Origin of the sequence: Nibribacter ruber, assembly GCF_009913235.1 — a bacterium.
Taxonomy (GTDB): Bacteria; Bacteroidota; Bacteroidia; order Cytophagales; family Hymenobacteraceae; genus Nibribacter; species Nibribacter ruber.
In genome coordinates, this window is record NZ_CP047897.1 from 2,971,110 (window position 1) to 2,993,419 (window position 22,310).

Consider the following 22,310-nt stretch of genomic DNA (forward strand, 5'->3'; position numbering starts at 1 on the left):
AAAGGTACAGATTTATGAAGACAATGGTTTTGGCCTCTCCTGAATTGGAGCAAGAATACAGTTTGAAGTTTCCTAACAGAGCATACCTCTACTTGCAGGACCCGGCAGAACTTGGCTTATGGCTCAATCAGGTAGAAGTAGTCTTTGACTTGCTGCTGCATGAACAGCCAGAACGCCTGGCGCAGTATGCCAAAGCTGAAAAAGGCGAAGATTTGGTGATTTTCTGCAACGCTCCCAAACTGCAGCTAGCCAGCCTCGCCAAAGAACATGGTCCTTTCCCTTTTCATTTATGCGGCGTAAACGCGCTGCCTTCGCTCTTCAACAGAGAAGTGCTAGAGGTAAGTGTGCTGAAACCAGAATCTGAAAAGGAAGTGGCCCGCGTCATGGAGGTCTTGGGCACCGGTTATGAGTTGGTAGCTGATAGAGTGGGCATGGTGACGCCGCGCGTGCTCTGCATGATCATCAATGAAGCCTGCTACACCCTGCAGGAAGGCACCGCTACTAAAGAAGACATTGACCTGGGCATGAAGCTGGGTACCAACTATCCCTTCGGGCCGTTTGAGTGGGCGAATAAGATAGGCGTAGCAAATGTCTATGATTTGCTGGAAGCCGTCTATGCAGACACTAAGGACGAGCGCTATAAGATTTGTCCCTTGTTGAAAACCGCCTATCTAAAAGGAGAGGAGCTATAGGTCTTGCATCCGTTTTTGGTCTGTTTTCTGGGAAAAGGGCCAAAAACGGATAAAAGAAAAGGGCCACCTGCTTAGGTGGCCCTTTTCTTTTATCTATGAATCTGGTGATTACTCAACGGTCACAGACTTGGCTAAGTTTCTAGGCTGGTCTACGTTACAACCGCGCATTACGGCAATGTGGTAGCTCAACAACTGCAACGGAATCACTGAAAGTAGAGGAACTAAGACCTCGTGCGTTTCAGGCACCTCAATTACAAACTCCGCCATCTCTGGGATGACCGTGTCTCCTTCGGTTACAATGGCAATTACACGGCCTTTACGGGCTCTTACCTCTTGGATGTTAGATACTACCTTCTCATATGAGTTGTCCTTGGTCGCGATTACCACCACCGGCATGTTCTCATCAATCAAGGCAATAGGACCGTGCTTCATTTCTGCCGCCGGGTATCCTTCTGCGTGGATGTAAGAAATCTCCTTCAATTTCAAGGCGCCTTCCAAGGCTACCGGGAAGTTCAAGCCGCGGCCCAGGTATATGAAATTGCTGGAATCCTTGAAAATTTCGGCAATGGCCTGTATCTCTTTGTCCAACTGTAGCGCTTTCTCTACTTTGGCTGGTACCTGCTCCATCTCCATCATCAACTGATGCAAAGCAGATTTCTCTATGGTGCCGCGTTTCTCAGCTAGCATCATGGCAATAAGCGTAAGCACCGTTACCTGGGCCGTGAAAGCTTTGGTTGAGGCTACTCCAATCTCAGGGCCAGCGTGAGTATAAGCACCAGCGTCTGTAGCGCGGGCAATGGAAGAACCTACTACGTTACACACACCAAAGATGAGAGCACCTTTGGATTTAGCCAGTTCCAGCGCCGCCAAGGTATCTGCCGTTTCACCAGACTGGGAAATAGCAATCACAATATCTCCTTCGGTGATAATGGGGTTTCTGTAGCGGAACTCAGAGGCATATTCCACTTCTACCGGGATGCGTGCCAACTCTTCAATCATATACTCCGCCACCAAACCTGCATGCCAAGAAGTACCGCAGGCTACAATGATGATGCGTTGGGCATTCTTAAAGCGATTCTCATACTCTCTGATGCTGGACATGGTCAACTGCGTGTTCTCAGCCACTAAACGGCCACGCATGCTGTCCATGATAGAGCGGGGCTGCTCAAAAATCTCCTTCAACATGAAGTGAGGGTAGCCGCCTTTCTCAATAGACTCCAACTCCAGCTCCAAAGTCTGGATGTAAGGTGTCTGTACAATATCCTCTTTAGTCCGGATGTCTAACACGCCATCCTTAATCAACGCAATCTCAAAGTCATTCAGGTACACCACGTCTTTGGTGTATTCAATGATAGGAGTAGCGTCAGAAGCAAGAAAATACTCACCTTGTCCGATTCCAATCACCAATGGGCTTCCTTTACGGGCCGCGATCAGCTCAGTAGGAGAATCATGGGAGATCACTACAATGGCATAGGCGCCTACTACCTCATGCAGAGCTAAACGCACCGCCTCAGCCAGGTTTACCTTGGTGGTTTCTCTGATGTCCTCAATCAGGTTGACAAATACTTCAGAGTCGGTGTCGCTGTGGAAGTCGTAGCCTTTGTTGATCAAGTGCTGCTTTAAGGCTGCGTAGTTTTCAATGATGCCATTATGGATGATGGCAATCTTTTTAGAGCTAGAGTAGTGCGGGTGCGCGTTGGCATCATTGGGCTCGCCGTGCGTTGCCCAGCGGGTGTGCCCAATACCAATATGGCTGGTAGTGTCCTGGTTACCAATAAATTCTTCCAGGTCGCTTACCTTTCCTTTTCTCTTGAAAACCTTTAACTCACCGTCATTTAACAAGGCCACGCCGGCGCTGTCATATCCACGATACTCTAATCTTTTTAAACCTTTAAGAATGATTGGGCAAGCTTCGCGCTGCCCAACGTAGGCTACAATTCCACACATAGTAAATGATCTTCTTTAAATTAACCGGCAAGTTTCTGGTCTGCAGCGGCTAACAAATAAAATTGACGATAAGTTTATTGAACGGTTGAGTAAAAAATCCGCAGACGGGGGCGTCTGTTGGTGTTAGACTCAGAAGGGGAATACGGGTTAGCTTCTAATACTGCTCTGTTCACCTTTTGGCCATTGAAGGTTGGGGTGGAAACAGAGGCGCTTACATTAGAAGGTAAAAGAATAAGGCCATTGTTGCTTCTCTTTTTATACAAGACGCTTTGCACATAAGAGGTAACATTTACCACGTATGCTTTCTGCGCCCTGTCATACGTAAGCGTAGCCGGATCTGTTGTGCCTTCGGCTAATAAAATATTAGGGAATCCGTTGGTCTTGGCAATCAAGTTGTTAGAAGTGGCTTCCACTACTGTGATCACCGGAGGCAAGGCGTAAATGGAGGTATCTGGCAACGCAGAGGCAAGCACCGGGATCACCAGTTCGGCCTTGTTGACCACTAATTCCAAAGAGGAGCCAGTGGCCGTTTTTCTGAAGTTCTCCAGGTTAGGCAGGGTTAATTTGGTGACTAGGCCTGTGCCTGACTGTAAGAACGTAGCGCTGCCTGTCTGGCTAGATGGCTTCAACTGAGCATAGCTGGTGAAGCCGGCCAATGAGGTGCCAGAACGGTCTGCAGTGATCTGGTTGAAATAACGGTCAGAGAACCTGAATGTGTACTTCTTTGCCTTACCGTCTGTGTTCTTAAAATAGAGGGTAAAGGTAGAGTTGACAGAGGTTGGGTTAATGCCCAGGATGCTCTTGGTGTCTCCGGCAGGGACAATGGCAAGGCCCTTGAAGAAGGCGGCAAAGTCCTTCTGGGTTTTTAAGGTGCTGGTTTCTGCCTTGCTCAGAATGCTCTCTGCCAATGCCCGGCCCGCGGTCTGTTGGTCTAATCTAAACTTAGCCAGTACCGGTGTGCCACCAGGAACGGTGTCATTGGGCATAGGTTGGAAAGTAGACGTGGCTAACAGGCTGTTGGCGTTGTAGCTCAAAGACGATGTGGTGAAGTAAGTGGTCTCGTCAATGAAGCCCTGCGTGAGCGGATACACGTTCCAGGTAATATTAGATCTAAGGGAAGCTTTCTCTTTGGGGTAAGAGGCGTCGCCGTAGGCATACGCATAGTCCAGGGCAAGCACCAGAGAGTCTAGCGTAGCGCCAGTCTTTATGGTGTCATTGCCGCCCACCAGGGTAATCTCTCCAAAGGTTTTGGCTGTTATTTCGCCAAATTTATCATCCTGTATCTGGCCTACCAGCGTGCTGGAGGCGCCAAGCGTAAAGATGGAATCATTTAAAAGAACAGTAGACGCCAGTACCGCGGTAGTGTCTGTATACTTGGTTCCTATTTGGCTCCCTGGCTCTTGCAGTTCTAAGCCTACGCCGGTAGGGTCTTCACAAGAGGCAAAAAACAAGGAAGAAAGAAAGAGGGCAGCGGTCGCTTTGTTAATTCGCCAGTTCATTATATAAGTTGAAGTAAGAATCCATCACGTTGTCATCAGAGGCAATAGTGCTAATGCGCTTGGTGCTGTTGTACTCGGTGAACATCGCGTTTAAGTTGTCACTGAAATCCTCGTTAGACTTAAGGACCATGTCAGCGTACTGCATGCCCATTTTGATGAACGCGCCAAAGTCGGCGGTCTTCAAATTGTTCAGCATGTCATCCTCAATGTCCAGCATTTTGGCCTTCTCTAGCAAGTCTCCCTCAAATTTATGCGCAAATTCGTTGTTGTACACGCTGAACACAGACTTTGACGTCTTAAAGATAGGGTCGTTCTTGTAAGTAGTCTTCAAATACAAAGGCATTAAGCTGGTCATCCAGTCGTTGCAATGTACAATGTCTGGGGCCCAGCCTAGTTTTTTCACGGTTTCCAGGACGCCTTTGCAGAAGAAGATGGCACGCTCATCATTGTCTGCGTGGAATTTATTGTCTTTGTCCACCAAAACGGACTTGCGGTGGAAATAGTCTTCGTTGTCAATAAAATAAACCTGCAGTTTGGCATTAGGAATGGAGGCCACCTTGATAATCAAGGGTTTCTCTTCTTCGCCTACCGCAATGTTGATGCCCGAAAGGCGAACCACCTCATGCAAACGGTTTTTACGCTCATTGATCAAGCCAAAACGAGGAACGAAAATACGTACTTCCATTCCACGCTCCTGCATGGCCTGTGGCAACATCCTCAAAAATTCCGCTACTTTTGTGGTCTGCAGAAAAGGGTCAATCTCGGTGGCCGCGTATAAGATTCTCAATTTGGACATAAGTTGGAAGGAAATAGATTTTAAATTAGGCAATACTAATCGCGAGGTGCAAAATTACGCATTTCTTAGCTGATTTTCAATTTATTTGACGAAAACCCTACCTTTACCCCCTTTAACAAATCCTGCTTAAACTCAGTTCTCTGCCATGTTGCAGCTTTCTTCTCTCTCAGACATCCGTCAACATTGTGAACAAGTACGCTGTCAAGGCCTCAGAATAGGGTTTGTGCCCACCATGGGCGCCCTGCATGAAGGCCACCTGTCTTTGTTGAGAGCAGCCAAGGCGCAGAATGACGTGGTGGTCTGCAGCGTGTTCGTGAATCCTACCCAGTTCAACAACGCAGAGGATTATAACCTGTACCCGAGGCTAATTGTAGAGGATGCTGAGATGCTGGCCCAAGTGGGCTGCGACGTGCTCTTTGCGCCCAATGCCGCTGAGATGTACGCCCAGGCGGCCAGGCTCACGTTTGATTTTGGGATTCTGGAGCGCGTGATGGAGGGCGCGCACCGCCCCGGGCACTTTAACGGCGTGGCTACGGTGGTAAGCAAACTCTTCCATCTGGTTAGGCCGCACCAGGCGTTCTTTGGGCAGAAGGACCTGCAGCAGTTTGCCATAGTGCAGCAGTTGGTGCAAGACCTGAGCTTTGATCTGGAACTGGTATGCTTTCCCATTATTAGAGAAGAAGACGGGCTGGCCATGTCCTCCAGAAACCGACGCCTTACGCCAGAACAGCGCCAAGTAGCCCCCAAACTGTACGAAGCCCTGCAACTCCTGAGCGAGCAGGCAAAGCACGTCCCAATAGAGGAGGCGAAGGCCGCAGCGGTGACTTTTCTAACCCAGTTTCCGGAACTGCGCCTGGAGTACCTGGAGGTGGTGGACGCTGCCACGCTGCAGCCTATAGCGCACGTGCAGGAAGTTCCCCGCGCGGCGGTGTGTCTGGCCGCTTTCTTAGGCGAGGTGCGGTTGATTGACAACGTGCTGTTAGGGCAATAGCCGCATTGCCGCCGTTTCTTGAAATCATTCCAGAAATATTTTGGTTATGCCTTCAGCCGGTGCGTGTCTTATCCAAGAGGGATGGGTGCCAGGGTCTCGTAAATAATTGATAACTTTGCGCGCTTTTTAGAATTTTCTGATGCAGATTGAAGTATTAAAATCCAAGATTCACCGGGCTAAGGTTACGCAGGCTGAGTTGCATTACGTGGGGAGCATTACCATAGACGAAGATCTGCTGGATGCCGCCAACATGGTGCCCCATGAAAAGGTGACCATTGTGAACGTGAACAACGGCGAGCGGTTTGAGACCTACATCATCAAAGGCGAGCGCGGCAGTGGCATGATCTGCCTCAACGGACCAGCCGCACGCAAGGTGCAGGTAGGCGATGTGATCATCATCATTTCCTACGCCCTTATTCCCTTTCAAGACGCCCGCGCCCACGAGCCCACCGTTATTTTCCCAGACCAGCACAACCGGCTGGTATAAACGCCCTGCGGCATGAAGAAGACGGTCAACATAGTCAAGTATCTGCTGCTGCTGGCGGTGTCTGTGTTCTTGATGGCGTACGCCCTTAGAAGCATCAATTTCACAGCGGTAAAGTCAGAGCTAAGCCAGGCGAATTTCTTCTGGATTGGGGTGACTTTGCTGCTCTCCGTAGCCGGGTATGTGAGCCGCGCCATCAGGTGGCAAATGCAGTACGCGCCCGTGGGGTACAAGCCCACTTTCTGGCAGGTGTACCACGCGCAAATGGTAGGCTATCTGGCCAACGTGGTACTGCCTAGAGCCGGCGAGGTCATCAGGTGTACCATTTTAAAGCGTACGGCCAACGTGCCCGTCAACGTGTCTCTGGGAACGGTGATTACGGAACGCCTTCTGGACCTGGTCCTTCTGGTTTCCTGCATTGGCGCTACGTTTTTCATTGAGTTTGACCGCCTGAATGAGTTTTTCCTCCAGATCTTTTCTGATAAGTACAACGGCTTGCAACAGAACCTGCAGACGCTCTATCTCTTGATAGGAGTAGTGGTGCTGGGTACCTTGTTTGTGGTATGGTACATTTATAAAAACATCAGCAGGTTGCAGCACAACCGTCATTTCCAGAAGGTGAGTCAGTTTGTAAAAGGTCTGTGGCTGGGTATCTTCAGTATAAAGGAGATGGATCAGAAGGGACTATTCCTGTTGCACACGGCTTTTATCTGGTTCTCTTACTTTCTTACCAGCTACCTGGCGTTTTTTGTGCTACCAGGTACATCAGGCCTTTCCTGGCAGGCGGGTATGACCATTTTTGTGATGGGAGGCATTGGTATGTCGGCGCCGGTGCAGGGCGGTATTGGTGTGTACCATATTCTAGTGAGAACCGCGCTGCTGCTATATGCCGTGCCTCTGGACAAAGGAATGGCGTATGCCTTGATTGTGCATGCCACGGGCGCCATCTTGGTGGTCATCATGGGGGTCATCAGTCTGGTGGCCAGTCTGGCGGCTAAGCCCAAAAAGGCATTGCTTGCCCAACAACAGACGGCCTAGGTCGTTTTTGGCGTACTTTCCAGAAAACAGGGCAAAACGGCTTCTCTTCCATTTAATAGAAAAATCCTATGCTACCTTCACAGGCTAAAATTTGCACGCTTCCAGATTTATTAGACAAGGTGGCCGAGTGGCGGACCCAAGGCCAGAAACTGGTCTTCACCAACGGCTGCTTTGACATTGTGCACGTGGGGCATGTAGACTATCTTGAGCGCGCCAGATTGCTGGGAGATAAATTGATCCTGGGTCTGAATACCGACCAATCTGTCAGTAGGTTAAAGGGACCCAGCCGTCCTTTACAGGACGAAATGTCACGCCAGCGGGTGATGGCATCATTTTGGTTTGTAGACGCGGTAGTGCTATTTGACGAGGAAACGCCCTATGAACTAATCAAGGCCGTGCAGCCAGACGTGCTGGTGAAAGGCGATGATTACTCCATTGACACCATTGTGGGCCACGACCTCGTATTAGAGAGGGGAGGAGAGGTGAAAACCATTCCGCTGGTAAAAGGGTACTCTACCTCACAGGTGGTGGCCAGAATCCTCGGCACATAGCACCTCCACTAAAAAAAACTATAAGACCATGGGAGGCATTTATTTAATACTAATTGTGACCATGCTGGCCTCAGGATTGGTCAGCTGGATGCTGAAGAGCAAGTTTGAGAAGTACTCAAAGATAGGATTGCAGTCAGGCTTGAGTGGCCGCGAAGCCGCCGAGATGATGTTAGCCGACAATGGCATTACGGATGTGCGCGTGATCTCCACACCCGGTAAACTGACGGACCATTACAACCCCGCAGACAAAACCGTGAACCTGAGCGAGTACGTGTATGAAGGCCGAAGCGCCGCCGCCGCCGCCGTAGCCGCCCATGAGGTAGGCCACGCCGTGCAACACGCCAAAGCCTATACTTTCTTGAAGTTCCGCTCGGCCATGGTGCCGGCCTTGAGCGTGGCCAGCCGGTATATGCAATGGATTCTTCTGATTGGGGTAGTGATGATTCAGTCTACTCCCATTCCGTTGGCGGTTGGGGTGGCCTTGTTTGCCTTGACTACTTTATTCAGTTTCATTACGCTGCCGGTTGAGTTTGACGCCAGTAAGCGGGCGCTGGCCTGGATGGACACCAAAGGTATTGTGACCACGCAAGAACACGGCATGGCAAAGGATGCTTTGAAATGGGCGGCCATGACGTATGTGGTGGCAGCCGTTGGTTCCTTGGCCACCTTGTTGTACTATGCTTCTATGCTGTTTGGCAGAAGAGACTAGTCTTTGTATGACTGATTTTAGAAAGGGGCAGCCGGTTGGTTGCCCCTTTTTTGTGTAAAGACCTCAGGAGTAACACATTTTTTGCCGTAAACAGATGGAGAAGAGCAAAACAAATGTTAGCTTGCCTCTTGGCAAACATATGTTGGTAAGCTGCATGCATACTATAAATTACCTACTTTTGTCTGCCAGAAAACAACATAAGAAATTATAACATCCCTTGATATGGAATTCCAATTTACCGAAGAACAATTAGCCGTGCAGGCGGCTGCGCGTGAGTTTGCCCAGAATGAGCTATTGCCCGGCGTCATTGAGCGCGACGAGCTGCAGAAGTTTCCCGCAGAGCAAATCAAGAAGCTGGGAGAGCTGGGCTTTCTGGGCATGATGGTAGACCCTAAGTATGGCGGAAGCGGCATGGACACCGTTTCTTACGTGCTGGCCATGGAGGAAATCTCCAAAGTAGATGCCTCGGCCTCAGTGGTTATGTCGGTGAACAACTCCCTGGTATGCTGGGGTCTGGAGAAATACGGCAACGAAGAGCAGAAGCAGAAATATTTGACCCGCTTAGCTACTGGCGAAATCATTGGCGCCTTCTGTCTTTCTGAGCCAGAAGCCGGTTCTGACGCCACCATGCAGCGCACCACCGCCGTAGACATGGGTGACCACTACCTGTTGAACGGTACCAAGAACTGGATCACCAACGGTAGCACCGCTTCGGTCTACTTAGTGATTGCGCAAACCAACCCAGAGCTTCGTCACAAGGGCATCAATGCTTTTATTGTGGAAAAAGGAGCACCAGGCTTCCAGATTGGACCTAAAGAGAACAAGCTGGGCATTAGAGGCTCAGACACGCACTCTTTGATGTTCACAGACGTGAAAGTGCCAAAAGAGAATCGCATCGGGGAAGATGGCTTCGGGTTTAAGTTTGCCATGTCTACCTTAAACGGTGGCCGTATTGGTATTGCTTCCCAAGCACTGGGTATTGCTTCTGGCGCGTATGAGCTGGCGTTGAAGTATTCAAAAGAGCGCAAGGCATTTGGCGTTCCAATTTCGCAGCACCAAGGCATTCAGTTCAAACTGGCAGACATGGCGACTAACATTGACGCCGCCCGTCTGTTGTGTCTGCAGGCCGCCGCTGACAAGGACGCACATCGGGATTATTCAAAAACCGGCGCCATGGCCAAGCTGTTTGCCTCTAAAGTGGCAATGGACACCACCGTTGAGGCGGTGCAAGTTCACGGCGGTTACGGTTTCGTGAAAGAATACCACGTAGAGCGTTTAATGCGTGATGCCAAAATTACCCAAATTTACGAGGGTACTTCAGAGATTCAGAAGATTGTGATTTCCCGCGAAATATTAAAATAAGCAGGCTTTGTATACCCTCTATTGCTTGATTAGTAGTAGGATAGTGATAGAGGGTATATAATTATTTGTCCAAGTAGTTTGACAAAGTCAAAGATAAGTGCTAGTTTTAGGGCGACAGACAATCTTGAAAAACAACAAATTCAGAAACCCTTTATCTAGTACCCCTACATGGAAGATTACAATAAAATAATTGAGTCGCTGAAGGTTCGCTACATCAAGGCTAAAAACCTGGTGCTGCAGCAGCCACTCACGGTGCGTAACTACTATGACGTTGGCAACAACCTCATCTTAGTGCACAACGGAATTATCGCTTTCGGGGATGACAAACAAATGGTAGAAGAAGGGCAGCTGCTCTTCATACCAGGCGGCCGAAGCACCAAGATCTACTACGGCGACACTGAGAGCCGCGTCATCTCCAATGATGACTACATCACCACCAAAGACAAGTTCTTCAGAAGCAACAATGACCTGGATCTTATCGGGGAAGCCGATGACAGCCACAGCCACGTAAGCTTTGAGGCCAAAGTATTTGACTCTGTAAACTTCTTTACCTCTCTGGAGGTACCGGCGTTTGTGATCACCAGCAACAAGCTGGCCACGCTCATCATCAAGATTGTAGAGGAAAGCATGCAGGACTTGCCGGGCAAGGAGCGCATCATCAGCCTGTACACTGAGCAGATGGTGGTGGAGCTGATCCGTTATATCCTTAAGAACAAGATGTTTGTGGAGCAATTGGCTACCAACAGCACGTACTTCAAGGATCCACGCCTCATTGACCTGTTCAACTACATCAAAGAGAACCTGGGCGGTGACTTGTCTAACAAGGTGTTGAGCAACGTGGCCAACGTGTCTGAGGACTACGTAGGGCAGTACTTTAAAATGCTGACCGGCATCAACCCTCAGGATTACATTGAGTACCAGCGCATGGAGCGTGCCGTGTTCTTGCTGCGCACTACCAAGAAGAGCATCAGGGAGATTGGCAAAGACGTGGGTTACAAAGACACCGCGTACTTCTGCCGTCGCTTTAAGATGATGTTCGGGATTCCGGCGGGCAAGATGCGCCGCAGAGAGTCTTCTATGAACGTGTAAGACAGATTAGTGACTATTTATAGGAAAGGCCCGCAACTGCGGGCCTTTCTGTTTTTGGCCTCTTTTCTGGGAAAGAGGCCAAAAACGGCATCCTTCTAAGTAAGTTGGTAGGACCGGCTCTGAAGCCAGTTGGAACGGCGCTGCAGCCAGTTTTCGGCAGACTCCAGGTCTTCAAACACCTTGGCCTTGAAATAGCGCACCTGTTCGTAAAAAGCATCGGCGGAGGCCTCTGCAAAAGATTCTGGCTCTACCAACAGCGCATAGTATTGCAAGCCCGCCCGAGCCGCCTGGGGCGCCCATTCTTCCAGCATCCAGTCCAGGGAGTGGCTCCAGGAGCCGGCCATCTGGCGGGTGTCAATGAGCATGGCATGCAGGTGGCTTTGCTCCAGAGCCTGCGTATACGCCGTCATGCCCGTCTTTATGGCCTCCTCGGTGGAGTAGCCTTGCCAGTCGGCGCGTATCCAGCGGTTCTCATGGTCCTGGGTGATGGTGAGAAACGTATTTCCAAAAGCATTTACCAGTTCAGTTCTCATACTACAAGTTTTAAGTGTGTCCAATGCCCTCCAGGGGAAGGCCATCCTCTGGCGCGCCGTCTCTCCTGGGTTTGCCAGGCCAGTCTCCTTTTGGGACAGGGGCATGGCAAACCGCGTTTTTGGGCTGATTTGGTGAAAACAGGCCAAAAACGGAAGGAGAGAGAGGACGTGCCTCGTCAAGGGAAGAAGCTGTCTACAGGTTGAAGTCGCCGGCGGCTTCTGGCTGATACATCACTTCTTCAATCTGGTACTGCAGCGTGCCGCGCGGGGCGGGGCATTCTACTTCCTGGCCTACCTTTCTGCCCAGAATGGCAAAACCCACCGGGGCCAGCACCGAGATTTTGCGGGTGGCCACATCGGCGTTTTTAGGGTAGACCAGCGTGAGGTCCATCACGGTGCCGCTTTTCTTTTCGCGCAGGCGCACCTGTGAGTTCATGGTGACCACGTCTACCGGTACTTGCTCTGCCGGAATAAGCGTGGCCGTGCGCAATTCTTTGCAAAGGCCCTCTACCACCAGGGCAGGGGCCACAGACCGTTGGGCCTGCACCAGTAAATGCAAGCGTTCATAATCCTGCTCGGTTAAAAAAACAGAGTTCATAAGCGTGTAAATAAATTGAATTAGAAAATACAGGGGAGCGGAAGTCTTTCTAAACCGGTGCTTAACGCTGCCTCAGGGACGGCTGCCAGGAACCGAACACATGAGAAGACGAGCTTGCTAGAAAGAAGAAGCCGTTAGCGGCATGCGACAGGGAAAACCCAGAGGGCTTCTGCTGTCACACGCCGCTAACGGCAAACGGATGGCGTGCCGGATGTGTAAAACCTCCGGCCTACTTATTAAAGTCTTTGGGCGACGTAAAAAAGAAAAGGCAATAGCCGTTCAGGACATCACGCAGGGACGCATGATGAGACGCTGCTACCAGGCCGGTAAACGGCTGCAAGGCGGTAGAGGGTATGTCTCTGAACGGATACACGATTTTAATTTCTGATATAGTCAAAGATAGCCAGAAAGGCCGTCAAAAGCAAGAAGGAACGGGCTACGCCTGCGCGTGCGGCAAAACCATGTTGAATCGGTGCTTGACCTCGCTTACTTCTGCAATGAACTGCGGGCTCTTCTCAATATGGTTGCCTACCACCAGCACATCGGCGCCGGCTTTCCAAGCGGCTTCTGCCTTCTCTGTGGTGTTCACGCCGCCGCCCACAATCACGGGCACGTCTACGGCCTGGCGCACGGCCTGGATCATGGCGGGGCTAACCGGGTACATGGCACCGCTGCCGCCGTCCAGATACATGTGTTGCAAGCCCAGCATCTGGCCGGCCAAGGCGGTGCAGGCGGCAATGGAAGGCTTGTCATTAGGAATGGGCGTAGTGCCGCTCATATAAGACGCCGTGGTCTGCCTGCCCGAGTCAATAAGCATATAGCCGGTAGAGTACAAAGGCAGGCCGCTGGATTTGAGCAAGGGCGCGGCGGCCACGTGCTGTCCAATCAGGAAGTCTGGGTTACGGCCCGAGATCAAGGAGAGCAACAATAGACCATCTGCCTTGGCGTCTATGTACAGACCGCTGCTGGGGAACAGAATGACCGGAATGGAGCTGTGCTGCTTGATGAAGGAGACGAATGAGGTCTGGTCTGGGTTGGAGATGAGACTGCCGCCCATGAAAAAGAAATCAACCTCGTGCCGGTGGCTCAGGGCCAGTATCTCCTGGCAGCGCGCAATGGTGAGGTGGTCTGGGTCTAACAGCACAGCCAGCCGCTTGTGGCGGCTGGCTGGCGTAGTAGAATCTGGTATGGAAAGTAAGCTAGAACTGCGTTGATGGTTGGTGGGCATGGGTGTCCTCGTCAGTCTGTAAGTGATAGACCACGTCTGTGGTTTCGGGCTCTTCTTGGTGAGAGGCGAGGGCGGCGCTTACGTGAAAGCGCTCCTCAATGAGCTTGGTGATGTACAGCATGAGCATGGCCGCCAGTTGGTGCTCCACCGCCTTGAACAGGTCTGACTGCATGAAAGACTTGGCCGCCGTCATAAAGCCGCTTTCTTTCTTGCGCCCGCCCGCCGAAAACAGGGTGCCCGTGTTGGGGTGGTACACCGCCGGATAGGTGCGCTCAATGGCACTGTACAAAGGCTCATCGTCTTCCACGTCTGGAATGTTGGCAATCCAGGCGCGGTCCTCTGCTCCTTTAAAAGTAGCCGATTTTTTTAGCTTGTTGCCTTTTTTTTTCTTGGGCTTGTCACCGTTGCCGCTAAAGGCCTTGCCCAGCAGGTACATGCCTACCATGAGGCCGCCGGCCATCAGGACGTTTTTGCCAATCTGGGTGGACTGGTCTTTGAGCTCTGCCACGTCACTGAGGAGGGCGTTCTTATATTCTTCCTTCTGGCGCTCCAGCAGTTCGCGCTGGTCTTCAAAAAGGGGGTTGTTCAATTCGCTCATGGGTATAAATGAGGTTAATTGGTTTGTTCAGATTCGTCTGCTTTGTAAATGGTATTTCTGAAGGCCTTGTCTGCCATGCCCTGAAACACTTTCTTGTCTAAGCCCACAAACAGAATGACCAGCAAAATAAGGTAAAAAAGTGTAATGATCCCGAAGCCCCAGAAACGGCTGTCCAGCAAATCATTCAACAGCAGAGCCAGGAAAATGTTGAGGAACAGCAGCACCATCAGCGCCACCAGGCCCAGCAGCACCCCGTGAATGGTGCTCACAAAGGCACTCTTCAGTTTGGTTTGCATGTCTAGCTTGAGCAGGTCTATGCGGGTGTCTATGTACCCCATCATGTTGCCAATGATGCTGTCAGTCTTGCTTTTCTCGTCTTGGGCCATTTTTTTCTCTTTACGGGTAAAGGTTCTTTTGAGGATATACGGGAACATGGCAGGAAAATATTCCAAAATTGTTTCCCGTCAAAACCGCATACGTAAAAGTAGAGGCTATGGCTAACCCAAGTAAAATTTGTGCTCTTGGGTGTTTTTGGCCTACTTTCCAGAAAAGAGGCCAAAAACGAAACGCAGGCACCGCCACCGTACAGCCAAAAACCACGTACTTTTGTAGCGGCCGCCGCGCCGCGCATAAATCTTGACCCAAAACTACTACCATATCCTGGGCCTTGCCCCCTCTGCCAGCGCCTCTGAGATAAAGGCCGCCTACAAGCGCCTGGCCCTCAAGTACCACCCAGACCGCAACCCCCTCAATGACCGCGCCGAGGAGCAGTTCAAGCGCGTGAACGAGGCCTACCAGATTCTCTCTGACCCCCGGCGCAAAGCCACCTATGACCTCAAGCGCCAGTATGAGAAAAACTACCATCAGTCACAGGCCTACAGCAACCCGCGCTACCATTACACCCGCCCACCCGCCGGTATGCAGGAACGGCATTACCACCAGCGGCCGCAACGGCACAGTCATTTTTCTAAGAAAGACCGACTCATTGCCCTGGGCCTTATTGTATTGCTAGTGCTGCTGCTGGCTACCATTAAACTCTCCTGGGACGCCTTTGCCAGCCAGCGCGCTTACCAGCGGGGTCAGCAAGCCGAAACCCAGAAACACTGGGCCGAGGCCGAGGCCTTCTTTACCGAGGTGCTGGACCATGACGAGGACCAGGAAGAAGCCCGCCTGAAAAGAGCCCGATTGCGCCTTCACCACCTCAACGACCCGCAGGGAGCCGTCACGGACGTGTCTTGGTTGTTGGAGGAAAGTGAGGCACCCTCCGCAGAACTCTGGCAGACGCGCGCCCAGGCCTTTCTGCAGCTCAAGAACTACCGGCAGGCCTTGCAAGATCTAAACCATAGCATTGAATTGAAATCCAGCGGCACCGCGGCCTACTTTGACAGGGGCGTGGCCAGGCTGCACCTGGAGGAAGACCTGCCCTTGGCGGTAAAGGACCTGTCTGTTTTTCTGGAGAATCCTTCCCCTGGAAGAAGCCTAGCCGATGCGTGGTTGTACAGAAGCTTCGCGCAGTTCAAGCTGAAGCGCCTGGACCTGGCCAAGAATGACGTAGCCAAGGCCCTTGAACTGGATCCTTTGAACGCGCGAGCGTATTACGTACAGGCACAGGTGCTCAAAGCCCGAAAGGATATTCCGGGGGCGTACAAGGCCTTTAAGCGGGCGGCAGATCTGGGCTTCTCAGAAGCTGAAATGGAAGCAGATAGGTTGCAGTAAGGATTAGTCCTCCCAGATGCGCACCACCGGGTCATCGCCCCCAATCCGGAAGCCCCTGAACATGAGGTTGCAGTTGTAGACCATGCCCACCTCGCCGTTGGGGTCTAGGGCGATGATGCCTTTGTCGCCGCCAATCTTCTTCTTGTACATATCCACGGCTTCGTCACAGGCTTCCTGCACAGACAGTCCTTTGTATTTCATGAGGGAATAGACTTCATGGGCCAATACGGAGCGCATGATCTCTTCGCCTTCACCGGTGCAGGACACGGCCACCACCTCATTATTGGCGTAGGTGCCCGCACCAATAATGGGAGAGTCACCCACGCGGCCGTTCATCTGATTGGTGAGGCCGCCGGTAGAGGTGGCAGCGGCCAGGTTGCCTTCCATGTCCAGGGCCACGGCGCCCACAGTATCAACCCGCATTTTAGCCCTGGCCTCAGGCTTTTTCTTTTCCTTTTCGTGCTGTTTCTCCCATTCCTTGATGCGTTCTTCCTCTTGGAAGTAGGGTACGGGCTTGATGGTGAGTTCTTGCTCGCGGGCAAAATCCATGGCACCGTCGCTGGTGAGGTACACGTGCTTGGTCTTGTCCATGATGGCCCGGGCCAGCGAGATGGGGTTCTTGATCTGCTCCACGTTGCTGCAAGCTCCCGCGTTCATGTCTTTGCCGTCCATGATGGCGGCGTCCATTTTGTTTTCGCCCAGTTCTGTGAGGGCAGCGCCTTTGCCGGCATTGAACAAGGGATTATCCTCCAGAGAACGCACGGCGGCTTCAACGGCGTCTACAGCGGTGCCACCCTTTTTTAAAACGCTCCACCCGGCGGTGAGGGCCTCAGAAAGACCGTGCCGGTAGGCCTTTTCCTTTTCGGGGCTCACCTCGCTTTTCTTCAGGTTCTCAGCGCCGGCGTGTATGGCTATGGCAAATTTTTTCATGGAATGTAGCGGTTGGTAGTAATCACCTGTAAAAACGGCGGCACATTGGCAGAGTTGCGGGTATTAATACGGTAAATGCACGTATGGCAAAGCCAAGGAGTATTGCTACGGAACTCTCTCTGCCGTCCAGGAGTTTTGCTGCATCTAAACCAGGCCGCAACTAGACTCTGGAAAGAAAAGAATGGTGTTCTGGCCGGGAACTATGCTGCCGCTGTAACAGGAAACCTTGAAAAGAGTAATAAATTAGCCGGCGCACGTACTAAACATAAGGTAGCGAGCGTATTTTAGAAACAGCCACTGAGATGAAGGATATGCAAGTGAAAGAGTTTGTGGAGCTGCCGCTGGTGGAGCAGATAAAGCAGGTGCAGGACAACGGCCGCTACCTGCACTCCCGCCTGAAGGGGTGGTGCCATATCAGTTTGTACGCTATGGGCTCCTTCTACGCCGAGGTCTGGCTTCTGGAGCACTGTGGCAGCATTGCCCTGGTGCGCACCTTCACCTCCCAGAAGCAATTAGACCCCTACCTGCAGACCTCCTGCCTGGAAAACCTCCTGCAGCAACTCAAGCCCTGAACTCTCTCTCTCTTCGCTTAATTAAATTTGACTGCGCCTGTCTCCTTTTCTTGGCTGCGGTCCTTCTGTTTTTGGCCTCTTTTCCAGAAAACAGCCCAAAAACGCCTTTCACTTTCCCTCTCTTTAATTACTTGTAGTTATTGCCCTGGGCAGAAAGATGTCCCATGGCGGTAAAGGCATAAGATAAATCTGGTCTATTTCGCGTAAGTTGCTAGTATCATGAACAGGAGGCGGCGTGCTGGTTCCTGCTCTTGTGCAAACGCTTGTACCTATGAACCGTGAAATAACATACCAGGCGGCCCTGGCGGTGGCCGAGTCCATGGAAACGCATTTTGTGCAGCACCTGCATGAAGCCCGCGAACGGGGAGAGCAGGCCCTTGCCCCCGAGCCCCATGCCAAGGTCATTGCCGCCATGATTGACACTGCTTTCTGGGCCAGCCTGCGCCGCGAAGAAGGCCATTCTCCCAAGATTTCCCTGGCCTTTCTGCCGCCAGACCATTCGGTAAGGCCGCTGGTGTTTGAACAGCGGCTGCCGCTCACTTCGGCCATTCTCACCAAGCTGGCGCCCGGCGTGGAGCGGGCCGGCATTCACCTGGGCATCTGGTATGAGGGCGAAGAACTCTACATCTGGGGCACCATGCATGAGATCACCAAGTTCTGCTTCGTGCTGGACGTCTCTGAGCCTGGTCTGCTGGTGATCAAGCACCGCCGACAGGGAGGCCTGGGCAAGTTCAACAACGTGGCCGTGCTCAAAGGGGACCAGGTGAAGATTGTGGATGAGTCTAGCGCCACCCTGCCGGACTGCCCCAACGTGCTTTCCTCTCTGCTGGGTTTTGCGTCTGCCGCCTCCTGGGATGATTCTGTGAACGTGCTGGTGCAGCTGGCGGTGTCTATGCGGGCGCACGGCCGCGGCGGAACTCTGCTGCTGGTACCCACCAACGACGGTGCCTGGCGCAACTCCATCATGCACCCCATCCAATACGCCGTGGCCCCCGCCTTCACAGAACTCGCCGACTTACTCAAGCAAGATGTCTCTGAACGCAAGAAAACCTCCTGGCAGACGGCCATCCGGCAGGCCATTGACAGCGTAGCCGGCCTCACCGCCGTAGACGGCGCCACCGTGCTCTCTGACCAGTATGAGCTGCTGGCTTTCGGGGCCAAGATTGTGCGCGCGCATGAAAGTGAACAGGTAAAGCAGATGATGTTCACAGAGCCCATTGTGGGCGGCGAGGCCATGGTCATCTCGCCGGGCCAGACCGGCGGTACTCGTCACCTCTCTGCCGCCCAGTTTGTGCATGACCAGAAAGACGCCCTGGCCCTGGTGGCCTCCCAAGACGGCCGCTTCACCATCTTCACTTGGTCTCCCTGTGAGAACATGGTGCACGCGCACCGGGTGGATGCGTTGTTGTTGTAGAGTTAGCTCAAAGTCTTTATCTTTAAAAAGCATATGACTGATGTCCACAGCAAAAAGGTCAGGAGCTTTAACATGTCCCAAATTAAAGGGAAGAATACAAAGCCTGAAGTCTTAGTCCGCAAGTTCTTATTTTCAAAAGGGTTCCGTTTTAGATTACATGATAAAAAGCTTCTGGGGAAGCCTGATATCATACTGCCTAAATACAAGACCGTTATTTTTGTTCATGGGTGCTTCTGGCATTGTCATAATGGTTGTAAGTATTTTGTGGTACCTAAAACCAGAACTGATTGGTGGTTGAACAAACTGCAGACAAATAGGAAGAAAGACGAAGAAAATGAGAATCTTCTGGTTGAGAGGGGCTGGAAAGTCCTGACAATTTGGGAGTGCGAATTAAAGAGTAAAACAAAAGAAGTAACCTTAGTAAAGTTAGAAGAGGAGTTATGGAGGAGTTTAAATCAATCCCAGTAATTGATTTGTTTGCAGGCCCAGGTGGTTTGGGTGAAGGTTTTTCAAGCGTAAAGAGTAACGATAAGTATTTTTTTGATATAAAGCTTTCAATAGAGAAAGATCCTATTGCGCATGAGACCTTGAAATTGAGGAGCTTTTACCGGAAATTTTTACATAAAGGCTTAGAAATACCAGAAGAGTATTATGACCTTCTCAGAGAACCAAGCCTTAAAAAGCGTGAAAAATTACTGAAGAGTTTGTATGCTCAATATCCAGAAGTAGCAAAAGAGGCGGACGTAGAAGCGCGCAAGATTGAGCTAGGATCAGATAATTATCCTGCTTTATATGTTGATGCGCGGATAAAAAATGCATTAGGTGAAGAAAATAAACATTGGGTTCTGATTGGAGGGCCTCCCTGTCAAGCTTTCTCACTCGTTGGCAGATCTAGAGTCGGGGGGGTACATGAAACTGATCATAGAGTGTACCTCTACAAGGAGTACCTAAGAATAATTGCCAATCACCATCCCTCCGTCTTTATTATGGAGAATGTGAAAGGTTTGCTTTCTGCACAGGTAAATGGAGAAAAAGTTTTCGACTGGATGTTACGAGACCTCCAAAATCCAGCATCTGTTTTTAAAAATTCAAAATCTCCTAAATACACCATTTACTCTTTAGCAAAAACTGATATAAAGGATCATAAAGACTATCTGATTAAGGCTGAGAAATACTCAATCCCTCAGAAGCGGCATAGAGTGATTTTAATTGGCGTGAGGGAAGATGTTAATGTTCAGCCTGAAGTATTAAAAGAAGGTGGTAAGGTTACCCTTGAATCAGTTATAGGTAGTTTGCCAGCATTGAGAAGTGCACTAAGTAGAGATTTTATTAAAAGTGAAATAGTTGAGGGGAGGAAAAAGAGGATATATGAAAAACTGGAAGACTCTGAAACACTATGGAATGAGAAAGTAAGGGCTTTCAGGAATCAACTTTTAACTAAGAATGAATTTGGTGTTAAAAAAGAGCTATATGAGAATATGCTCTTTGAGAATGGCATTGGGGCAGAGTTTATTGAATGTGCTAATACCATTGCTCAGGATCATCCGCTTTACAAATGGTACTCAGACCCTAAGTTGGGAGGTGTGATAAATCATGAGTCACGCTCTCATTTGTTGCAAGACATTAAGCGGTACTTATTTGCCAGCATGTATTCCAAGCATAATAATAAATTCCCACGAATGGCAGATTATGCAAAGTATGATCAGGAACTGCTGCCCGATCATGAGAGTGCAAGCACAGGAAAGTTTGCAGACAGGTTCAGAGTGCAGTTACCTGATGACACCGCTACCACAGTTACAAGCCATATATCAAAAGATGGACATTACTTTATTCACTATGACCCTAAGCAATGTAGAAGCCTGACTGTGCGCGAAGCTGCCAGAATACAAACATTTCCAGATAATTATCTATTCTGGGGTGGACGCACAAGCCAATTTCATCAAGTAGGAAATGCAGTTCCTCCTTATTTAGCCAAGCAGATTGGGGATATAGTGAGAGATCTATTCCTGAAGATGGAGGATCAAGAAATTAACGAGCAGGGTGATGCTCAGGAGCAGTTGAAAGGTGAACTTGTAATAGAGCATTCCTGATGATTGATTATACTCAATATGAAACTGCTTCAGCTGAGCCTGAAGCAGTTTCTATGATTGAAACGTTTCGTGCTATTGGGTATAATCTGGAGACTGCAATTGCAGATATTATTGATAACTCCATTTCTGCCGGAGCTAAAAATATCTGGGTAGATTTTGACTACACAGGTGCCTCTACGTGGTTGACCATAAAGGATGATGGTCATGGAATGAACAATGAGGAGTTAATCCAAGCGATGCGCCCTGGATCCAAAAACCCAAATGAAGAGAGAGATGCACGGGACTTGGGTCGGTTTGGTCTTGGATTGAAGACTGCATCCTTTTCCCAATGCCGGAAATTAACGGTTGTTTCTAAATATCGGGATTCCGAACCAGTTTACTGGACCTGGGATCTGGATTATGTTTCAAAGGCTGGTAAATGGAACCTGATCAAATATCAACTAAATGAAAATGTCTTATCACAGATTAATAATCTAAATTCAGGAACCATTGTCCTTTGGAATGATCTGGACAGAGTAGTTCAGTCCCTCCATTCAGACGACAAAGTTGGTCTGGAAAAGTTCTTACAGATTATGGATCATGTGAAAAGGCATATAGCCATGATCTTTCACAGATATATTGAAAGTAAAAAAGTTAAAATCTGGTTCCAGACAAGAGAAGTAAAGCCTTGGGATCCTTTTCTGATTAGTGAACCTTCAACCCAGAAATTTCCGGAAGATCCGCTTCAGAATGGGAAAGTTAAATTACGGGGTTACGTTCTTCCTCATAAGTCTAAATTAATAGATACAAAATTTCGGGAAGCTGAAGGACCAAAGGGCTGGAATGCCCACCAAGGTTTCTATATATACCGGAAGGACCGCCTTTTACTAGCCGGTGATTGGCTGGGTATGTTCCGGAAAGAGGAGCATTTTAAATTGGCTCGTATTGCTGTGGATCTTCCAAACAATTTAGATGCCTCCTGGCAGATTGACATCAAAAAATCTGTGGCCAGGCCACCGCTTATCTTGAGGGATCAGCTGAAAGCTTATGCCAGTAAGGTCAGAGCACAGGCAGTGGAGGTTTACAGACACAAGGGTAAAGTATTACAGCGGAAATATGGGTCTAACCAATATCAGCCAGTCTGGTTGGAAAAGCTTCGGCATGGTAAGAGATTTTATGAAATCAATCAGGAACACCCCTTAGTCTCCCATTTATTGTCTCAATTTCCTGGTAAAATTCAGGAATTAAAGAAACTGCTTTACTTGATAGAAGAAACTGTTCCTGTTCCCTTAATTACCATTAAGGAGAGCGAACAACCTGACCTTCAAGGGCAGCCATTTGAGGGGATCAACCATGATGCGTTGTTAAGTATGATGAAGCTTATGTATGCTTCTTACATAACACAAGGTATACAGGATGATCTGGCCAAGACCATGATTCTTAATATGGAGCCCTTTAATCTTTATCCCCAACTAATTGAATCTATTTAATAAT

The 22,310-nt window shown here is 50.0% G+C and carries 24 protein-coding genes; 14 read left to right on the plus strand and 10 right to left on the minus strand.

Features of this window, described 5'->3' with window-relative positions; translation table 11 throughout:
- Positions 1 to 14 precede the first annotated feature (14 nt).
- Positions 15 to 692 carry a 3-hydroxyacyl-CoA dehydrogenase family protein gene (locus tag GU926_RS12510; protein ID WP_160692357.1) on the plus strand — a complete coding sequence of 226 codons (678 nt, stop codon included), beginning with the start codon at positions 15 to 17 and terminating at the stop codon, positions 690 to 692.
- A 108-nt stretch (positions 693 to 800) separates the two neighbouring features.
- Here GU926_RS12510 and glmS read toward each other — a convergent pair whose 3' ends face one another.
- From glmS to GU926_RS12525, 3 genes are all read right to left on the minus strand, one after another.
- A complete protein-coding gene (gene glmS, locus GU926_RS12515) occupies positions 801 to 2,639 on the minus strand; it encodes a glutamine--fructose-6-phosphate transaminase (isomerizing) (protein WP_160692359.1) in 1,839 nt (612 codons plus the stop codon).
- Between the two features lie 74 nt (positions 2,640 to 2,713).
- Positions 2,714 to 4,138, minus strand: coding sequence for a DUF4270 family protein (locus tag GU926_RS12520; protein WP_160692361.1), 1,425 nt, complete (start codon positions 4,136 to 4,138; stop codon positions 2,714 to 2,716).
- The gene (locus GU926_RS12525) at positions 4,122 to 4,934 is read right to left on the minus strand and encodes a glycogen/starch synthase (RefSeq protein WP_160692363.1); all 813 of its coding nucleotides are present in this window, start codon (positions 4,932 to 4,934) and stop codon (positions 4,122 to 4,124) included. The genes GU926_RS12520 and GU926_RS12525 overlap by 17 nt, the downstream gene beginning before the upstream one ends.
- A 145-nt stretch (positions 4,935 to 5,079) precedes the next feature.
- On the opposite strand from GU926_RS12525, the gene panC reads away from it, so the two are divergent.
- From panC to GU926_RS12560, 7 genes are all read left to right on the plus strand, one after another.
- Positions 5,080 to 5,925 carry a pantoate--beta-alanine ligase gene (gene panC, locus GU926_RS12530; RefSeq protein ID WP_160692365.1) on the plus strand — a complete coding sequence of 282 codons (846 nt, stop codon included), beginning with the start codon at positions 5,080 to 5,082 and terminating at the stop codon, positions 5,923 to 5,925.
- Positions 5,926 to 6,064: 139 nt separating this feature from the next.
- Positions 6,065 to 6,412: an aspartate 1-decarboxylase gene (gene panD / locus GU926_RS12535; RefSeq protein WP_066507614.1), complete on the plus strand. Its 348-nt coding sequence runs from the start codon at positions 6,065 to 6,067 to the stop codon at positions 6,410 to 6,412.
- Between the two features lie 12 nt (positions 6,413 to 6,424).
- Positions 6,425 to 7,447: a lysylphosphatidylglycerol synthase transmembrane domain-containing protein gene (locus GU926_RS12540; protein ID WP_160692367.1), complete on the plus strand. Its 1,023-nt coding sequence runs from the start codon at positions 6,425 to 6,427 to the stop codon at positions 7,445 to 7,447.
- Positions 7,448 to 7,515: 68 nt separating this feature from the next.
- Positions 7,516 to 7,998, plus strand: a complete 483-nt coding sequence (rfaE2, locus tag GU926_RS12545) for a D-glycero-beta-D-manno-heptose 1-phosphate adenylyltransferase (RefSeq protein ID WP_160692369.1) — start codon at positions 7,516 to 7,518, stop codon at positions 7,996 to 7,998.
- Between the two features lie 28 nt (positions 7,999 to 8,026).
- The gene (locus tag GU926_RS12550; RefSeq protein ID WP_160692371.1) at positions 8,027 to 8,707 is read left to right on the plus strand and encodes a zinc metallopeptidase; all 681 of its coding nucleotides are present in this window, start codon (positions 8,027 to 8,029) and stop codon (positions 8,705 to 8,707) included.
- A gap of 222 nt (positions 8,708 to 8,929) precedes the next feature.
- Positions 8,930 to 10,069, plus strand: a complete 1,140-nt coding sequence (locus tag GU926_RS12555) for an acyl-CoA dehydrogenase (RefSeq protein ID WP_160692373.1) — start codon at positions 8,930 to 8,932, stop codon at positions 10,067 to 10,069.
- 168 nt (positions 10,070 to 10,237) lie between these two features.
- Positions 10,238 to 11,158, plus strand: coding sequence for a helix-turn-helix domain-containing protein (locus tag GU926_RS12560; protein WP_160692375.1), 921 nt, complete (start codon positions 10,238 to 10,240; stop codon positions 11,156 to 11,158).
- A 95-nt stretch (positions 11,159 to 11,253) separates the two neighbouring features.
- Here GU926_RS12560 and GU926_RS12565 read toward each other — a convergent pair whose 3' ends face one another.
- From GU926_RS12565 to GU926_RS12590, 6 genes are all read right to left on the minus strand, one after another.
- Positions 11,254 to 11,691, minus strand: coding sequence for an STAS/SEC14 domain-containing protein (locus GU926_RS12565; RefSeq protein ID WP_160692377.1), 438 nt, complete (start codon positions 11,689 to 11,691; stop codon positions 11,254 to 11,256).
- A 193-nt stretch (positions 11,692 to 11,884) separates the two neighbouring features.
- On the minus strand, positions 11,885 to 12,289 hold the full coding sequence (gene rnk / locus GU926_RS12570; RefSeq protein ID WP_160692379.1) for a nucleoside diphosphate kinase regulator: 405 nt from the start codon (positions 12,287 to 12,289) through the stop codon (positions 11,885 to 11,887).
- Between the two features lie 229 nt (positions 12,290 to 12,518).
- Positions 12,519 to 12,686 carry a hypothetical protein gene (locus GU926_RS12575; RefSeq protein ID WP_160692381.1) on the minus strand — a complete coding sequence of 56 codons (168 nt, stop codon included), beginning with the start codon at positions 12,684 to 12,686 and terminating at the stop codon, positions 12,519 to 12,521.
- Between the two features lie 39 nt (positions 12,687 to 12,725).
- Positions 12,726 to 13,517, minus strand: coding sequence for a geranylgeranylglyceryl/heptaprenylglyceryl phosphate synthase (locus GU926_RS12580; RefSeq protein WP_160692383.1), 792 nt, complete (start codon positions 13,515 to 13,517; stop codon positions 12,726 to 12,728).
- Complete coding sequence (locus GU926_RS12585; protein WP_160692385.1) at positions 13,489 to 14,115, minus strand: hypothetical protein; 627 nt, start codon at positions 14,113 to 14,115, stop codon at positions 13,489 to 13,491. The genes GU926_RS12580 and GU926_RS12585 overlap by 29 nt, the downstream gene beginning before the upstream one ends.
- Positions 14,116 to 14,129: 14 nt before the next feature.
- Entirely contained in the window at positions 14,130 to 14,567 is a 438-nt protein-coding gene (locus GU926_RS12590) for a phage holin family protein (RefSeq protein WP_232058319.1), read from the minus strand.
- Between the two features lie 184 nt (positions 14,568 to 14,751).
- Here GU926_RS12590 and GU926_RS12595 point away from each other — a divergent pair, with 184 nt between their 5' ends.
- A complete protein-coding gene (locus tag GU926_RS12595) occupies positions 14,752 to 15,831 on the plus strand; it encodes a DnaJ domain-containing protein (RefSeq protein WP_160692387.1) in 1,080 nt (359 codons plus the stop codon).
- Positions 15,832 to 15,834: 3 nt separating this feature from the next.
- Here GU926_RS12595 and GU926_RS12600 read toward each other — a convergent pair whose 3' ends face one another.
- Entirely contained in the window at positions 15,835 to 16,761 is a 927-nt protein-coding gene (locus GU926_RS12600; protein WP_160692389.1) for an isoaspartyl peptidase/L-asparaginase family protein, read from the minus strand.
- A 302-nt stretch (positions 16,762 to 17,063) separates the two neighbouring features.
- Here GU926_RS12600 and GU926_RS12605 point away from each other — a divergent pair, with 302 nt between their 5' ends.
- The 5 genes from GU926_RS12605 (at position 17,064) to GU926_RS12625 (ending at position 22,306) form a co-directional block, all read left to right on the plus strand.
- A complete protein-coding gene (locus tag GU926_RS12605) occupies positions 17,064 to 17,333 on the plus strand; it encodes a hypothetical protein (RefSeq protein WP_160692391.1) in 270 nt (89 codons plus the stop codon).
- 271 nt (positions 17,334 to 17,604) lie between these two features.
- Positions 17,605 to 18,747: a putative sensor domain DACNV-containing protein gene (locus GU926_RS12610; RefSeq protein ID WP_160692393.1), complete on the plus strand. Its 1,143-nt coding sequence runs from the start codon at positions 17,605 to 17,607 to the stop codon at positions 18,745 to 18,747.
- 33 nt (positions 18,748 to 18,780) lie between these two features.
- Complete coding sequence (locus GU926_RS12615; protein ID WP_160692395.1) at positions 18,781 to 19,215, plus strand: very short patch repair endonuclease; 435 nt, start codon at positions 18,781 to 18,783, stop codon at positions 19,213 to 19,215.
- Positions 19,188 to 20,837: a DNA cytosine methyltransferase gene (locus tag GU926_RS12620; RefSeq protein ID WP_160692397.1), complete on the plus strand. Its 1,650-nt coding sequence runs from the start codon at positions 19,188 to 19,190 to the stop codon at positions 20,835 to 20,837. Before GU926_RS12615 ends, GU926_RS12620 begins: the two co-directional genes overlap by 28 nt.
- Positions 20,837 to 22,306 carry an ATP-binding protein gene (locus GU926_RS12625; protein WP_198001415.1) on the plus strand — a complete coding sequence of 490 codons (1,470 nt, stop codon included), beginning with the start codon at positions 20,837 to 20,839 and terminating at the stop codon, positions 22,304 to 22,306. The genes GU926_RS12620 and GU926_RS12625 overlap by 1 nt, the downstream gene beginning before the upstream one ends.
- Positions 22,307 to 22,310 lie beyond the last annotated feature (4 nt).

Excerpts from the sequence above, each read along its gene's own strand:
- GU926_RS12510 (WP_160692357.1), top strand. The coding sequence starts at position 15 with ATGAAGACAATGGTTTTGGCCTCTCCTGAATTGGAGCAAGAATACAGT.
- glmS (WP_160692359.1), bottom strand. The coding sequence starts at position 2,639 with ATGTGTGGAATTGTAGCCTACGTTGGGCAGCGCGAAGCTTGCCCAATC.
- GU926_RS12520 (WP_160692361.1), bottom strand. The coding sequence starts at position 4,138 with ATGAACTGGCGAATTAACAAAGCGACCGCTGCCCTCTTTCTTTCTTCC.
- GU926_RS12525 (WP_160692363.1), bottom strand. The coding sequence starts at position 4,934 with ATGTCCAAATTGAGAATCTTATACGCGGCCACCGAGATTGACCCTTTT.
- panC (WP_160692365.1), top strand. The coding sequence starts at position 5,080 with ATGTTGCAGCTTTCTTCTCTCTCAGACATCCGTCAACATTGTGAACAA.
- panD (WP_066507614.1), top strand. The coding sequence starts at position 6,065 with ATGCAGATTGAAGTATTAAAATCCAAGATTCACCGGGCTAAGGTTACG.
- GU926_RS12540 (WP_160692367.1), top strand. The coding sequence starts at position 6,425 with ATGAAGAAGACGGTCAACATAGTCAAGTATCTGCTGCTGCTGGCGGTG.
- rfaE2 (WP_160692369.1), top strand. The coding sequence starts at position 7,516 with ATGCTACCTTCACAGGCTAAAATTTGCACGCTTCCAGATTTATTAGAC.
- GU926_RS12550 (WP_160692371.1), top strand. The coding sequence starts at position 8,027 with ATGGGAGGCATTTATTTAATACTAATTGTGACCATGCTGGCCTCAGGA.
- GU926_RS12555 (WP_160692373.1), top strand. The coding sequence starts at position 8,930 with ATGGAATTCCAATTTACCGAAGAACAATTAGCCGTGCAGGCGGCTGCG.
- GU926_RS12560 (WP_160692375.1), top strand. The coding sequence starts at position 10,238 with ATGGAAGATTACAATAAAATAATTGAGTCGCTGAAGGTTCGCTACATC.
- GU926_RS12565 (WP_160692377.1), bottom strand. The coding sequence starts at position 11,691 with ATGAGAACTGAACTGGTAAATGCTTTTGGAAATACGTTTCTCACCATC.
- rnk (WP_160692379.1), bottom strand. The coding sequence starts at position 12,289 with ATGAACTCTGTTTTTTTAACCGAGCAGGATTATGAACGCTTGCATTTA.
- GU926_RS12580 (WP_160692383.1), bottom strand. The coding sequence starts at position 13,517 with ATGCCCACCAACCATCAACGCAGTTCTAGCTTACTTTCCATACCAGAT.
- GU926_RS12585 (WP_160692385.1), bottom strand. The coding sequence starts at position 14,115 with ATGAGCGAATTGAACAACCCCCTTTTTGAAGACCAGCGCGAACTGCTG.
- GU926_RS12600 (WP_160692389.1), bottom strand. The coding sequence starts at position 16,761 with ATGAAAAAATTTGCCATAGCCATACACGCCGGCGCTGAGAACCTGAAG.
- GU926_RS12605 (WP_160692391.1), top strand. The coding sequence starts at position 17,064 with ATGAAGGATATGCAAGTGAAAGAGTTTGTGGAGCTGCCGCTGGTGGAG.
- GU926_RS12610 (WP_160692393.1), top strand. The coding sequence starts at position 17,605 with ATGAACCGTGAAATAACATACCAGGCGGCCCTGGCGGTGGCCGAGTCC.
- GU926_RS12615 (WP_160692395.1), top strand. The coding sequence starts at position 18,781 with ATGACTGATGTCCACAGCAAAAAGGTCAGGAGCTTTAACATGTCCCAA.
- GU926_RS12620 (WP_160692397.1), top strand. The coding sequence starts at position 19,188 with ATGGAGGAGTTTAAATCAATCCCAGTAATTGATTTGTTTGCAGGCCCA.
- GU926_RS12625 (WP_198001415.1), top strand. The coding sequence starts at position 20,837 with ATGATTGATTATACTCAATATGAAACTGCTTCAGCTGAGCCTGAAGCA.